This is a genomic window from Methylocystis sp. WRRC1 (assembly GCF_020733155.1).
Classification (GTDB): domain Bacteria; phylum Pseudomonadota; class Alphaproteobacteria; order Rhizobiales; family Beijerinckiaceae; genus Methylocystis.
This window is the reverse complement of sequence record NZ_JAJFZJ010000001.1, coordinates 846,773-861,878: the sequence shown is the minus strand read 5'-3', so window position 1 is coordinate 861,878 and position 15,106 is coordinate 846,773. Positions and strand designations below refer to the sequence as shown.

Genomic DNA, 15,106 nt, shown 5'->3' with positions numbered 1-15,106 from the left:
CGGGCGCTCATCCTTCTGCGACGGAGTTTGCAACAGTAATGAACGGCAATATCCACGACGCCGGGGCGCCTCGCACGGGGCTTGCCGGACTGCGCCAGAACTGGCGAGCGGACGCCGCGGCGGGCTTCCTCGTCTTTCTCATCGCCCTGCCGCTCTGCCTGGGCATCGCGATGGCTTCTGGATTTCCGCCGCAAGCAGGCATCATCACCGCCATCGTCGGCGGTATCCTCGTTTCCCGCATCAACGGATCCTTCGTCACGATCAACGGCCCGGCGGCGGGCCTCATCGTGGTCGTTCTGGCCTCAGTACAGGAGCTGGGGCAGGGCGACGCCATGGCGGGCTATCGCTACACGCTCGCGGCCATCGTCTGCGCCAGCGTCGCCCAGACGCTGCTCGGCTATTTCAAGGCCGGCAAGCTCAGCGCCTTTTTCCCGTCATCCGCCGTGCACGGCATGCTCGCCGCCATCGGCATCATCATCATGGCGAAGCAGTTCCATGTGATGATGGGCGTTAAGCCGGAAGCGGAAACGCTGTTTCAGACCATCGGCGCCATTCCTTCGACCTTGCGGGACATGAACCCCGAGGTTGCGACGATCGGCGGCGTTGGCCTCGCCATTCTGTTCGCCTGGTCGCTCGTCAAGAATCGTTACGTGAAGATGATCCCGGCGCCGCTCGTCGTCGTCATCGTCGGCATGGCGCTCGGGCAATATTTCGATCTCGAGGACGAGCACATCTTCCTCTTCCTGCCTGACACGCCTTTCCTGCCGCATCACGAATTCACGATCGGCCCGAAATTCCTCGTGGCGATCCCCGAGAACTTCTTCGCCGGTTTCGCCTTTCCGGATTTCTCGCTGATCCTCTCGCTCCGTTTCTGGCAGCAGGTGATCGCCCTCTGTCTCGTCGGCAGCCTCGAGAGCCTGCTCAGCGCGGCGGCGGTGGACAAGCTCGATCCCTGGAAGCGGACCTCGGACCTCAACCGCGACCTCGCCGCCGTCGGCGTCGGCAATGTCATCTGCGGCATGATTGGCGGCCTGCCGATGATTGCGGAGATCGTTCGCAGCTCCGCGAACTGCAACAATGGCGCGCGCACGGGCTGGTCGAATTTCTTCCATGGCCTCTTCATGCTGATCTTCGTGGCCCTTTTCCCGAAGCTTATCCATGAGATCCCGCTGGCTTCGCTCGCCGCGCTGCTGGTGTTCACGGGCTATCGGCTCGCCTCTCCAAGCGAGTTCAGGAAGACGCTGGCGATCGGCTGGGACCAACTCGGCGTCTTTGTCATCACCATCGTCGGCGTGCTCGCGACGGATCTCCTCATCGGCGTCGTGATCGGCGTTGTGGCGGAGTTCGTCCTGCACTTCTGGCGAAGCGTGAACTGGAGCGAGGTTCTACGGCTGCGGCTGGACATCACGGCGACGGAAGAAGGCGTCTACAGTGTGAAGCTCGTCGGCGCGGCCTTCTTCGCCAATGTCATCGCGCTCAAGAAGGACCTCGCGCTCATTCCGCCCGGCAAGACCGTGGTCTTCGATCTGTCCGACGCGGCGACGGTGGATCATACGGTGATGGAGTTCCTGCACAATTATTGTCAGGACTACGAGCGCGCCGGCGGCCGCGCCAAGGTCGGCGGGCTGGACAACCACGCCTCGACCTCCGCGCATCCGCTGGCGCCGAGAAAGCGGGTGGCGTGAGGGCGCCGCATCACAATTTGGGCGAAAGACCTGTCGACACGACCATTCAGCGCCCGCTCACGCGGCCCTGGACGGCTTCAGGCGAAATCATGGAGCCTGACGCGTTTGCCGGCCCCTTCTCCCCACGATCGGTATGGGTAAAAGGATCTGGAATTGACATAAACAAATCTTTATATGTTTATTGCCTTCTGTCTTCGCCCCTGCTATAGCCCCCTCAGCGCCGGGGCGCCGGCGGCCTTCCCGAGCAGAGGATTCTCATGACCGCTCATCACTTCAACGATTACGCCATCGCCGATATTTCGCTGGCCGACTGGGGCCGCAAGGAACTCAACATCGCCGAGACCGAAATGCCGGGCCTGATGGCGACCCGCGCCGAATATGGCCCGTCGCAGCCGCTCAAGGGCGCGCGCATCGCCGGCTCGCTGCACATGACCATTCAGACGGCGGTCCTCATCGAGACGCTGAAGGCGCTGGGCGCCGACGTCCGCTGGGCCTCCTGCAACATCTATTCGACGCAGGACCACGCCGCCGCGGCCATCGCCGCCACCGGCACGCCGGTCTTCGCCGTCAAGGGCGAGAGCCTTGAAGATTATTGGGACTACACCCACAAGATCTTCGAGTGGGGCGACGGCGGCTGCCCGAACATGATCCTGGACGACGGCGGCGACGCCACGCTCCTCATCCATCTCGGCCTGCGCGCCGAGCAGGGCGACACCGCTTTCCTCGACAAGGCGACCAATGAGGAAGAGGAAGTCCTCTTCGCCGCGATCAAGAAGCGCCTGAAGGCCAATCCGGGCTGGTATGGCCGCAACGCCACCGCCATCAAGGGCGTCACCGAAGAGACGACCACGGGCGTGCATCGCCTCTATGTGATGCACAAGGAGGGCAAACTCCTCTGGCCGGCGATCAACGTCAACGACTCGGTCACCAAGTCGAAGTTCGACAATCTCTATGGCTGCCGCGAGTCGCTCGTCGACGGCATCCGCCGCGCGACCGACGTGATGATGGCCGGCAAGGTCGCCTGCATCGCCGGCTACGGCGACGTGGGCAAGGGCTCGGCCGCCTCGCTGCGCAACGCCGGCTGCCGCGTGCTCGTGACCGAAATCGACCCGATCTGCGCCCTGCAGGCGGCGATGGAAGGCTATGAAGTGACGACGATGGAAGACGCCGCCTCGCGCGCCGACATCTTCTGCACCGCGACGGGCAACGTCGACGTCATCACGACCGAGCACATGCGCGCCATGAAGGATCGCGCCATCGTCTGCAACATCGGCCACTTCGACTCGGAGATTCAGGTCGCCGGCCTGCGCAACCTCAAGTGGCACAATGTGAAGCCGCAGGTCGACGAGATCGAGTTCCAGGACGGCAAGCGCATCATCCTGCTGGCTGAAGGCCGTCTCGTGAACCTCGGCTGCGCGACGGGCCATCCGTCCTTCGTGATGTCGGCGTCCTTCACCAACCAGACGCTGGCGCAGATCGAGCTGTGGACCAAGCAGGGCCAGTATCCGGTCGGCGTCTACACGCTGCCCAAGCAGCTCGACGAAAAGGTCGCGGCGCTCCACCTCGACAAGATCGGCGTCAAGCTCACGGAGATGACGGACGAGCAGGCCAAATATCTGAACCTGCCGAAGAACGGCCCGTTCAAGCCCGAGCATTACCGCTACTGATACGAGCCTCCCCGGCTTTCGTTTTCCCAAACCAGACTTCGCGGCCCCCTCCTTCGCTGGAGCGGGGCCGTCTTTTTTTCACGACTGCGAAATTACATCGAGAAACACGATTCCGTTTTGGTCGCTTGCGTTCTAGATTGGGGTGATTCGTACGGCGCGTCACCGAACCGGCTTCAGCAGAGTTTCAGTTGCGAGCCGCTTGTCTCCTCCCCGGAGATCACGCGCACGGCCCGCGTCTTTTCAGGCGGCGTTTGCGCGTTCGTCGCGGTGTCCGCCTACGGCGTTGTTGTGAAGAGCACCCGCAATCGACCGTGGAGACCGGTAATCATGACATGCAGGCTGGAATGTGCGCGAGCGGAGGCGTCTCGGCGATGACGCGACGCGACGAACCGCATTCCGGTGAAAGGACTTCCCGGTCCGCCGCGCGTTTGCGGGCGCGGCTCGCGGGCGGGGTTTCCGCGCTCGTCGCCGGCGCGCTCTTCGCCCAGGCGGCCTCGGCGCAAGCCATCAATCTCGTCGGCGGTCTGCCTTTCGACTCGGAGGTCGTTAGTTTCGCCTTCAGCGGCGGACTGGCGCTGTTCTCCGCCGTGGTGGCGCTGACCCATATCAGCGAACGCAAGAGATGGCAGCGGCGCGAAGCCGCGCTCGTCGAGGAGCTGGAGGAGACCCGCGCAAGACTTGATCGCGCCAAGACCTTTCTCGCGAGCGAGGCGCAGATCCTCATCGCCTGGGCGGGGCCCGACAGCGAGCCCGACATCAACGCCTCGTCGATGCTTCTCGCGGAATCCGTTTCGCCGCGCCGCATCCTCGGCTTCGGCGCCTGGCTTGCGCCCAAGGACGCGCAGGACCTCGAAGCCGCCGTCGAGAGCCTGCGGCGAAAGGGCGAGGGGTTCCGCATGCCGCTCGCCGGACTCGCCGGGCGCCATTTCGACGCCGAGGGCCGCGCCGTCGGCGGAAGCGCCGTCCTGCGCATACGCGAAGTCTCGGGCGACCGACTGGAGCTCATCGGTTTGCGGGAGCGCCATGCGGCGGCGCAGAACGAACTTGCGGGCCTCCGAACGTTGCTGGAGGCGACGCCGGCGCCGGTCTGGATACGCGACGCCGAGGGGCGGCTCTCCTTCGTCAACAGCGCTTATGCGGCGGCCGTCGAGGCGGCGGAGCCCAGGGACGCCGTTGCGCGCGGGCTCGAACTGCTCGAACAGCCGGCGCGCGCCGCGGCGGCGCAATCGCTCGAAAAAGGCGCCGTCTGGCGGGCGCGGGTTCCGGCCGTCGTCGCCGGCGAGCGCCATCTGCTCGACGTGACGCAGACCGCGACGCCCGAAATGGCGGCCTCGATCGCCATCGACCGTCACGAAGTCGAGACGGTGCGCGCTGATCTGCAGCAGCAGATGCAGTCACATGTGCGAACGCTGGATCAGTTGCCGACGGCGGTGGCTATCTTCGATCGCGGCCGCCGGCTCATCTATCACAACGACGCCTACGCCAAGCTCTGGCAGATCGACGCGCCGTTCCTCGAACAAAAGCCGACGGACGGCGAAATCCTCGACCGGCTGCGCGCCGAGCAGCGAGTCCCTGTCGAAAGCGACTACAAGGCCTGGAAGGAACGGCTCTTCGAGGCCTATCGCTCGCCCGAGCCGATCCGCCACACCTGGCATCTCCCGGACGGGCGCATCATCGACGTCGTTGCGCATCCCAATACGCAGGGCGGCGTCACCTATCTCTACGACGACACGACGAAGGCCTACGATCTCGAGACGCGGTTCAATGCGCTCAACCGCACGCAGAGCGAGACGCTCGAGACGCTGCGCGAGGGCGTCGCGGTTTTCGGAGCCGACGGACGGCTGAATTTCTGCAATCCGGCCTTTGCGCAATTGTGGCGGCTCGATGTCGAACAGCTCGACAAGAAGCCGCGGTTCGACGCGATTGTCGCGCAATGCAGGAAACTGCACGACAATGCGGAGACATGGGCGGAGCTGCAATGTTTCGTCACGGGCCTCGCAGAAATGCGTGAGGGCTTCACGCGCCGCATCGAGCGCAGCGACGGCGTCGTGCTCGATTGCACGGCGCAATCCCTGCTCGACGGCGCCGCGCTGCTGACGTTCGTCGATGTGACGGCCGACGTTAATGTCGAGCGCGCGCTCACCGACCGGAACAAGGCGCTGCTCGCCGCCGAGAAACTGCGCAACGACTTCATCCATCACGTCAGTTACGAGCTGCGTTCGCCGCTCAACAACATCAACGGTTTCGTCCACTTGCTCGGCGAGGAATCGACCGGCCCGCTCAATCCGCGCCAGCTCGAATATCTGGGCTATGTCAGCAAGTCCTCGGCCGCGCTGCTCGCGATCATCGACGACATCCTCGACCTCGCGACGATCGATCAGGACGCGCTGGAGCTCGAATTCTCCGATGTCGACGCCGAGGCGACGATGCGCGCGGCGATCGAGGGCGTGCAGGACCGTCTCGCCGAAAATTCGATCGACGTGCAGATCGTCGCGATGGACGATGTCGGCACGTTCCGGGGCGACGCCAAGCGCGTGCGGCAGATCCTGTTCAATCTTCTCTCCAACGCCATCGGCTTCTCGCGTCCGGGTCAGACCGTGACGCTCGCCGCCATGCGACGGGGCGACGAGGTGGTGTTCAAGGTCACCGACCGCGGCCGCGGCATTCCGCCGGAAGTTCTCGAACGTGTTTTCGATCGCTTCGAGTCCCATACGGCAGGCTCGCGACATCGTGGCGTCGGACTCGGCCTCTCGATCGTGCGCGCCTTCATGGAGCTGCACGGCGGCAAGGTCTTCATCGACTCGGCGCCGGGCGAGGGAACGACGGTCACCTGCGTCTTCCCGGCGCAGGCGGTGAATGAGCAGGACAGGCCAGCGGCGGCCGGAGGAGGTGCGGAATGACCGAGGAAGCCGCGGGCAAATCAGTCTGGCGCGTCGACATCGCCGACGAAGCAGGAACTATCGCGCTGGCGCAGGACATCGCGTCGCTTGTAAAGGTCGGCGATACGGTGACGCTCGCCGGCGACCTCGGCGCGGGCAAGACGACCTTCGCCCGGGCGCTGATGCGCAAGCTGCTCGGCGATCCGACGCTCGAGGCCCCGAGCCCGACCTTCACGCTGATGCAGGTTTACGAGAGCGGCGATGTGCGCATCGTGCACGCCGATTTCTACCGCATTTCTTCATCGTCCGAACTCGCCGGCCTCGGCTGGGAGGAGGCGACGGACGATTCGATCGTGCTCGTCGAATGGGCCGAGCGCGCGCCGGATGCTATGCCGCCGGACCGGCTCGACATCCGCCTGAGCTTCGCCGACGCCGACAATCGCGATGCGCGCCGGGCCACCATCTCCGGACATGGCGCCTACGCTCCCCGCCTCACCGCCTTCAAGGCGTTGCGCGAGCTTCTGCGCAGGGAAGGGTGGAGCGACGCCAAGCGCAGCTTCCTGCTCGGCGACGCCTCGACCCGCGCCTATGAGACGCTCGAAAAACCCAATGGACAGCGCGCGATCCTGATGATCTCGCCGCCCCGTCCCGACGGTCCGCCGATCCGCTACGGCAAATCCTACAGCGCCATCGCGCGTCTTGCGGAAAATGTCCGGCCCTTCGTCGCGCTCGCCAACGGTCTGCGTGAGCAGGGACTCTCCGCGCCGGAAATTTACGGCCAGGATCTCGACGCGGGGCTGCTCATCGTGGAAGACCTCGGCCGCGAGGGCGTCGTCGACGCGAATGGGCCGATCACGGAGCGCTATCTCGAAGCCGCAGCGGCGCTCGCGCATCTCCATTCGCGCCGCCTGCCGGACATGCTGCCCGTCGCGGGCGATGGCAATTACCACATTCCGCCCTACGATCTCGACGCGCTGCTCGTCGAGGTGGATCTGCTGCTGGAATGGTATGTCGGTCATCTGAAGGCGACAGTCGCCTCGGGCGCGCGCGCGATCTTCACCAATCTCTGGCGCCAGGCGCTGGCCGATGTCGCCGCGGCGCCGCCGACATGGACGCTGCGCGACTATCACTCGCCGAACCTGCTATGGCTCGACCGTCGCGAGGGAATTGCGCGCGTCGGCATTATCGACTTTCAGGATTGCGTGCTCGGGCATCCGGCCTATGACATGGCCTCGCTCGGACAGGACGCGCGCGTCACGGTGGCGGACGAACTGGAGTTGCGGTTGCTCGCGCATTACGCCAAGCTGCGCCGCGACGCTGACTCGACATTCGATATGGCCGCTTTCGCCAAAGCCTATTCGATTCTTGCGGCGCAGCGCGCGACGAAAGTGCTCGGCATCTTTGCGCGGCTTGATCAACGCGACGGCAAACCCCAATATCTCGCGCATCTGCCGCGTGTGGAATCCTATCTGAAAAAGAGCCTGAGGCATCCGGCGCTGGCCGACATCAAGGCGTGGTATGAAGCCAATCTTCCCGGACTGTTTCGCGACGCATGAGGTCGCCCTGACAACTGTCGTTCCAGAGATCGCGATGGTGTTCGCAGCGGGGCTCGGAACGCGCATGCGGCCGATCACCGACGTCACGCCCAAGCCGCTCGTCAGCGTCGCGGGGCGCACGCTGATCGATCGCGCGCTCGACGATTTCACGCAAGCGGGCGTCAAGACGGCGATCGTCAATGTGCATCATCTCGCTGACCAGATCGAGGCGCATCTCTCCACGCGCGCCGATCCCCGCATCGTCATATCCGACGAGCGCCCGCTGCTGCTCGACCAGGGCGGCGGGATAAAGAAGGTCCTGCCGCTCATCGGCGACGCGCCTTTCTTCATCTGCAACACCGACGCCTTCTGGATCGATGCGCCGCAGTCAAATCTCGTCGCGCTCGCGCGCGCGTGGGACCCGGAAAAGATGGACGCCGCGCTGCTGCTCGCGCCGACGCAGGGCAGCGTCGGCGTGGACTGGGAGGGCGATTTCGATCTTGCCGAAGACGGCCGGATCATTCGCCGGGAGGGACCGAAGCCATACGTCTACTCCGGCGTGGGCCTGATCAAGCCGCAGCTTTTCGCGAAGGAGAAAAGCGACGTCTTCAAGCTCGCGCCGTTCCTCTTTTCGGCTGCGGAAAACGGCCGCCTCTATGGCGTCGTCTCCAGCGGATTGTGGTTGCATGTCGGCACGGTCGCAGCGATCGCTGACGCGGAGAAGGCGATCGCGGCGCGACGCAAGTGAGCGGCGTCATGCGCCGCAACGTCTTTACCATCGCGCCCGGCGCGCCTTTTCTCGAAACCTTCGTCGAAGCCTTTCTCGCGGGCGAAATTGTCGCGTCCGTCTCACGCGCGTCTCCGCCGCTCGCCATGGCGCGCGCGACGATCTATGTGCCGACGCAACGCGCCGGCCGCGCCCTCGCCGCGCAATTCGCGCGCGCCTATGACAAGGGCGCGACGCTCTTGCCCCGCATCCTCCCCCTTGGCGGACTGGAGGAAAGCGAAACCGCGGCGTTGTTCGGCGGCGCCGAGGACTTCGACGATGCATTGCCGGCGCCGATCGAGGAACTGGAACGCCGGCTGCTTCTGGCGCAACTCGTCATGCAATGGTCCAAGGCGATCGGTCGCGCCATCCTTTCGATCGACCCGACAGGCGCGCCGGTGCTCGACGAGACGGAGCCGTTGCTCGTCGCTTCATCGCCATCCGGCGCCTATGCGCTCGCCGCCGATCTCGGCGCGCTGATCGACGAATTCATCATCGAAGACGTCGCGCCCGAGGCGATCGACCGTATCGTCGACGATTCATTCGACAAATACTGGTCGATCACGACGCAGTTCCTGCGCATCGCGCTGCACCAGTGGCCAGACATTCTGAGCGAGCGCGGACGCATCGACGCCGCATCGCGTCAGAAGATTCTTCTGGAAGCGCAGGTTGCGGCGCTTGCGCAACAAAAACACGGCGGGCCAGTGATCGCGCTCGGCTCGACCGGCGCGCATCCCACCACCGCGCGCCTGCTTGCCGCCATCGCAGCGCTGGAAAATGGCGCCGTCATCCTTCCCGGCCTCGATCGCGAGATGAACCCGGACGCATGGGCGCGCGTCGGCGAGAGCGACGACGAGCCGGCCTTCAGCCATCCTCAGACGATGCTTAAACGGCTGCTGAATGTGATGGGCGTCCACCGGGAGGACGTGTGCGAACTCGGCAAGGTTTCGCCGGAACTTTCCAGGCGTCGCGCTCTGGTCGCCGAGGCGATGCTGCCCGCAATCGAGACCTCCGCATGGCGCCTATTTCGCGCGTCGCATGGCGCAAGCTTCGTTTCCGCGCTCGAAGATGTGAGCGCCATTGAAGCGCCGGACGAGCGCATGGAGGCGTTGGCGCTCGCGCTTTTCATGCGCGAGGCTCTGGAAACGCCGCAACGGACGGCCGCGCTCGTCACCCCCGACCGCAATCTCGCGCGTCGCGTCGCGGCCGAATTGCGTCGCTTCGACATCGAGATCGACGATTCCGGCGGCGCCTCTCTGGCGTCGACTTCCGAGGGCGTGCTTGCGCGGCTCGTCGCAGAGATCGGCGCCGAAGGTTTCAGCGCCGTCAATGTCGCGGCGCTCCTCGCGCATCCCCTCGCGCTTCTCGGTCACGCGCGCGAAAAGGTCGCTGCGCTCGCGCCGCTGGTCGAGATCGGCGTGCTGCGTGAGCTCGGCGCCGGCCAGCATGGCTTGTCAGCCAGCGTCGCCAAAGCGCGGGAATTCGCGGGCGCGCGCCATGCGCATCCCGCCGCGCATCGGATCAGCGATGACGAATGGCGCGATATCGAAGCGCTTTTACGCCAATTGGAGGCGGCGTTTGCGCCCTATGCTTCGTTGCGGGAAGAAAATGCGCTCTCCACCTGGGCGCAGGCGCATCGCGCCGCTTTCGAGGCGTTGACGCAAGGCGCGTCCGAAGCCGACGACGGCGCGCAGGCGTTGTTCGGACTCTTCGACAGGCTGATCGCCGCCGAGGCGCCTCCGGGCTTCGACGCGCTCAGCTATGCTTCTCTCTTCGACCGCATTTCCTTCGAAACGACCTTGCGCGGTCCGCGCCGCGCGCATCCGCGCCTCAAAATTCTCGGGCCGCTCGAGGCGCGTCTGATCGAGGCCGATCTCGTGCTGATCGCGGGTCTCGACGAAGGCGTCTGGCCGCCGCAGACGGACACGGGCGCCTTTCTCAATCGCTCGATGCGGCGCCAGCTCGATCTGTCGCCGCCCGAGCGGCGCATCGGCCAGAGCGCGCATGATTTTGTGATGGCGCTCGGCGCGCAGAGCGTCGTGCTGAGTCGCGCGGTCAAGCGCGACGGTTCGCCGACGGTCGTGTCGCGTTTTCTGACGCGGCTGGAAGCGCTCGCGGGAGACGCCTTCGCAGGCTGCAAGGCGCGCGGCGACCGGATGCTCGCCATCGCCGCCGCGCTCGATCATCCGCGAGATTATGTGACCATCGCGCGTCCTGCGCCGCGCCCGCCGATCGATCTGCGGCCGGCGAAACTGAGCGTCACGCGCGTCGAGCGGCTGCGCCGCGATCCTTACGCGATCTACGCCGAATATGTGCTGAAACTCGTCCCGCTCGCGCCCCTGGGCGCCGAGATCGGCGCGCGCGAAAGGGGCACGGCGCTTCATGAAGCGCTCGCGGAATTCGTCATGCGCCATCCGCGCGGGCCATTGCCGCCCGATGCGCGCGCGCAGCTTCATGACATGGCGCGCAGGAAGCTGAGCGATTTCTTTCTGGATCCGGCCTTCGCGACTTTCACATGGCCGCGCATCGCGCAGGGACTCGATCACGCCCTCGACTTCGAGCAGGAGCGGCGATCGGAGGGCTGTGAAATCTTCATCGAGACGCGCGGCGCATGGCGCATGCCGCTCGAGGACGGATCGACTTTCACACTCACCGCCGTCGCAGACCGCATCGAGGTCGATCCGCATGGGCGCGCCTATGTCTTCGATTACAAGACCGGCGCGCCGCCCAGCGTGAAACAGGTCGGCGCAGGATGGGCGCCGCAGCTCACATTGGAGGCCGCGATGGTCGAAGCCGGCGCCTTCGCGGATGTCGGCGTTCATCCCGTCGAGGGCGCCGCCTATGTCGGCCTGAAGGACGGCGGCGACACGCAATGGCTCAACTGGAAGGACAGGGCCTTCGCCGACGTCGTCGCGACGCATCGCGTCGAGGTCGAAAAAATGCTGTCGCAATATCGTGCGCCGGCGACGCCTTATCCATCGCGGCCTTTCGTCGCCTTCGTCTCGGGCGTCGGGGACTATGATCATCTTGCGCGCGTGAAGGAATGGTCGCGCGGCGGCGGGGACGGCGCATGACGATCCGGCCCGTGGGCAGCCTCACGAAAAACGCGCAGCGCGATGCGTCCGACCCCGCGGCGTCCGCCTGGGTTTCCGCCAACGCCGGCTCGGGCAAGACGCATGTGCTGTCGCAGCGCGTCGTGCGGCTTTTGCTCGCGCGCGTGCCGCCGTCGCGGATTCTCTGCCTCACTTACACCAAGGCCGCGGCCGCAAATATGTCGGCGCGAATCTTCGACGTTCTGGCGCGCTGGGCGCTGCTCGACGATGAATCCTTGATCCGGGAGATAGAGGCTACAGGCGCCGACCGGCCGTCGCGGGCGGAACTGGACGTTGCGCGCTGTCTCTTTGCGCGCGCGGTGGAGACGCCGGGCGGACTGAAAATCCAGACGATCCATGCGTTCTGCGAGAAGCTGCTGCATCATTTTCCGTTCGAGGCCAACGCGCCGGCAGGCTTTCGCGTGATCGACGACATGGAGCGCGCGGAGCTGCTCGAAGCATCGAAGCGGCGCGCGCTCGATTGCGCCATGCGTGACACAGGCGCGTTGCGTAACGCGCTGGAGCATGTCGCGCGCGAAACGTCGGGCTTCGGATTCGATAATCTTTGTGACGAACTGCTCGGCAATCGTGACGCGCTGGCGCAATTTTCCGACCGTGAAACCTACGCGCTGCGATTGCGCGCCAGGCTCGGCCTGCGCGCGGAGGAGACGCTCGCGCGCATTGAAAAGGAAATCGTCGAAGGAGGCGAGCCCTGGCCTGATTGGCCGGCTCTGGCGAAGGCTCTGCGCGGTGGTTCGAGCAATGACGGCAAGCTTGCCGACAGTCTCGAGCGCGCTTACGCGCTCGCGCCGCACCCCGATTGCATCGACATCTATCTCTCGGCTTTCTACACGCAGAAGGGCGAACCACGGGGCGCCGGCAAGACGAAAATCATTACCGCGGGCCTTGTAAAAAGCGAACCCGGCCTGCTGGAGCGCATGGAGGAAGAGCGCGATCGTCTCGCGCCGCTGATCGAAAAACGCAAGGCGGCGGCGACTGTGGAGCGTTCGATGGCGCTGGCGACGCTTGGCGACGCAATCGTGACGGAATATTCGCGCGCCAAGCGTTACCGCAATCTGCTCGATTACGACGATCTCATCGAGGGCGCGCGGCGCCTGCTGCAGCGATCGAGCCCCTCCTGGGTTCTCTACAAGCTCGACTCGCAGATCGATCACATTCTCCTCGACGAGGCGCAGGATACGAGCGCGGCGCAGTGGGATATTCTCACCGCCATCGCGGACGAGTTTTGCGCCGGCGACGGCGCGCGTCATATGGCGCGCACTTTCTTCGCGGTCGGCGACGAGAAGCAGTCGATCTTCTCCTTCCAGGGCGCGGCGCCGGAGAAATTCGACGCCATGCGGCGCGATTTCGAGCGACGCTTCAGGACTGTCGAGCGGCTCTTTCGCGACGTGCGCCTGCTGCAATCGTTTCGTTCCGCGAAGGGCATATTGGAGGCGGTCGACATGGTGTTCGGCCATGCCGGCAACGGCGCCGGACTCGCCTCCGATCCGCTGGCGGGCATGCCGAAGCATGAGGCGTGGAAAACGGATGTCCAGGCGCTCGTGGAGATATGGGAGCCGATTGGCTCGCAGAACGCCGAGGAGCCGGCGGATTGGCGGTTGCCGCTGGATTACGTCGAGGAGAATGATCCCGCCGAACGACTCGCCGGCAGGGTTGCGCGAAAGATCAAGACGCTGCTGGCGCCGGACAGCGGCGAGTGCGTCGAGGACAAGGGCAGGCTGCGTCCCGTCGAAGCCGGCGACATTCTCATCCTCGTGCGCAAGCGGGGCCCTTTCTTCGAGGCGCTTATCCGCGCGCTGAAGGCGGAGCATGTGCCGGTCGCGGGCGCCGATCGTCTCGACCTTGCCGATCATATCGCGGTGAATGATCTCGTCGCGCTCGGCCGCGCGGCGCTTCTCGTCGAGGACGATCTCACGCTGGCGACGGTGCTGAAATCGCCGCTCATCGGATTCGACGACGATGATCTCATCTCCTTGGCGCCGCGCCGGACGGGATCTCTCTTCAGCGCGCTGAAAAATTCCGGCGACGAGCGTCATCGCCACGCCGCGCAAACGATCGACGCATGGCGCCGGGACGCGGCAACGCTCGCGCCCTTCGATTTCTACGGACGGATTCTCGGTCCGGGCGGCGGGCGGACAAAACTTGTCGCGCGTCTCGGCGCTGAGGCCAATGACGCAATCGACGAGTTCCTGCGTCTGGCGCTCACTTTCGAACGTGAGCAGGCGCCGTCGCTGACGAGCTTTCTCGCGATGGTCGAAACGCTCGACCTGTCGATCAAGCGCGACATGGAGGCGGCGGGCGCGGCGGTGCGCGTAATGACGGCGCACGCCGCGAAAGGGTTGGAGGCCAAGATCGTCTTCCTGCCCGACACCTGCGGCGCGCCGGCGGGCAAGCATGATCCGAAACTTTTCAGGCTTGGAGAGGACGACGACGTTTCGCTCGTCTGGTCGCTCGACAAGGCGAGCGATCCGGCGGCGCTCGGCGCGGCGCGCGCGCGTCATCGCGACGCCGAGCGCGCGGAGCATCAACGCCTGCTCTATGTCGCGCTGACACGCGCTGAGGAGCGGCTTTATATCGCCGGCTATCACGGATCGCGCGGACCGGCGGATGGCTGCTGGTACAACGCCATTCGCGATGCGCTTGAGCCCGCCTGCAATGCGTTCCCGGATCCCTTCGAGCCGGAGGGCGCAATCCTCAGGCTTGGCGAGGTTCCGCCGCGTCATGACCTCGCGCGCACGGTCGCGCGCGAGTCGCTGGTCGAAATTCCCGCCTTCGCGCACACGGCGGCGCGGCGCGAAATCGATCCCGCGCCGCCGCTGCGGCCGTCGAGCGCGCTCGCTGGCGCCGACGCGTTTGCGTCGGGCGCCGCAGCCGCGCCGAACCGGCGTGACGCCGAGCGGGTGCTGGAGGGGCGACTGACGCATGCGTTGCTGCAACATCTGCCGACCTGCGCCGAACCGCGCCGGCGGGCGGCGGCGGAGCGCTTTCTCGCTTTGCGAGGCGAAGGACTCGACGACGCGCGGCGCAATGCGATCGCGCAGGCGGCTCTTGCGGTGATCGAAGATCCTGGCCTTGCGGATTTGTTCGGCCCTCAATCGGCGGCGGAGGTCGACATTGTCGCTGCGCTTGATAACGGGCTTTTCGTTTCCGGCCGAATTGACCGGCTCGCGGAAACGGAAAACGAGGTGCTCATCGCCGATTTCAAAACCGGTCGGCCGCGCGAGGCGCCCGAGCCCGATCAATTGCGCCAGCTGGCGCTCTATCGCGCGGCGATCGCGCCGCTTTATCCCGGCAAGCGTTTGCGCTGCTTTCTCGTCTGGACTCAAACGGCCACGGCCATGGAGGCGCAGGACGCGGCGCTCGATGCGGCGTTCGAACGGGCGCGGGAGCGTTAATTTTCATTGATAACGGGCGCGCAAAGACGCGTCGGCGCCGCAACCTGTCGATAATCGAAGCGCGCT

Annotated in this window: 7 protein-coding genes; all 7 read left to right on the top strand. The window is 65.4% G+C overall.

Translation table 11 applies throughout. The features are described 5' to 3' along the window. The first annotated feature begins 38 nt into the window (after nucleotides 1–38). A complete protein-coding gene (locus LG047_RS04260) occupies nucleotides 39–1,685 on the top strand; it encodes a SulP family inorganic anion transporter (protein WP_227965663.1) in 1,647 nt (548 codons plus the stop codon). Between the two features lie 257 nt (nucleotides 1,686–1,942). Next, entirely contained in the window at nucleotides 1,943–3,352 is a 1,410-nt protein-coding gene (ahcY, locus tag LG047_RS04255) for an adenosylhomocysteinase (RefSeq protein ID WP_036282530.1), read from the top strand. 371 nt (nucleotides 3,353–3,723) lie between these two features. After that, nucleotides 3,724–6,252, top strand: a complete 2,529-nt coding sequence (locus tag LG047_RS04250) for a PAS domain-containing sensor histidine kinase (protein WP_227965657.1) — start codon at nucleotides 3,724–3,726, stop codon at nucleotides 6,250–6,252. Continuing rightward, complete coding sequence (gene tsaE / locus LG047_RS04245) at nucleotides 6,249–7,787, top strand: tRNA (adenosine(37)-N6)-threonylcarbamoyltransferase complex ATPase subunit type 1 TsaE (protein WP_227965655.1); 1,539 nt, start codon at nucleotides 6,249–6,251, stop codon at nucleotides 7,785–7,787. The genes LG047_RS04250 and tsaE overlap by 4 nt, the downstream gene beginning before the upstream one ends. Before the next feature lie 34 nt (nucleotides 7,788–7,821). Continuing rightward, a complete protein-coding gene (locus tag LG047_RS04240) occupies nucleotides 7,822–8,514 on the top strand; it encodes a nucleotidyltransferase family protein (RefSeq protein WP_227968429.1) in 693 nt (230 codons plus the stop codon). Between the two features lie 8 nt (nucleotides 8,515–8,522). Beyond that, complete coding sequence (gene addB, locus LG047_RS04235; protein WP_227965653.1) at nucleotides 8,523–11,606, top strand: double-strand break repair protein AddB; 3,084 nt, start codon at nucleotides 8,523–8,525, stop codon at nucleotides 11,604–11,606. After that, entirely contained in the window at nucleotides 11,603–15,040 is a 3,438-nt protein-coding gene (addA, locus tag LG047_RS04230) for a double-strand break repair helicase AddA (RefSeq protein ID WP_227965651.1), read from the top strand. The genes addB and addA overlap by 4 nt, the downstream gene beginning before the upstream one ends. Nucleotides 15,041–15,106: the final 66 nt, after the last annotated feature.

Excerpts from the sequence above, each read along its gene's own strand:
- addA (WP_227965651.1), top strand. The coding sequence starts at position 11,603 with ATGACGATCCGGCCCGTGGGCAGCCTCACGAAAAACGCGCAGCGCGAT.
- LG047_RS04240 (WP_227968429.1), top strand. The coding sequence starts at position 7,822 with ATGGTGTTCGCAGCGGGGCTCGGAACGCGCATGCGGCCGATCACCGAC.
- addB (WP_227965653.1), top strand. The coding sequence starts at position 8,523 with ATGCGCCGCAACGTCTTTACCATCGCGCCCGGCGCGCCTTTTCTCGAA.
- LG047_RS04260 (WP_227965663.1), top strand. The coding sequence starts at position 39 with ATGAACGGCAATATCCACGACGCCGGGGCGCCTCGCACGGGGCTTGCC.
- ahcY (WP_036282530.1), top strand. The coding sequence starts at position 1,943 with ATGACCGCTCATCACTTCAACGATTACGCCATCGCCGATATTTCGCTG.
- tsaE (WP_227965655.1), top strand. The coding sequence starts at position 6,249 with ATGACCGAGGAAGCCGCGGGCAAATCAGTCTGGCGCGTCGACATCGCC.
- LG047_RS04250 (WP_227965657.1), top strand. The coding sequence starts at position 3,724 with ATGACGCGACGCGACGAACCGCATTCCGGTGAAAGGACTTCCCGGTCC.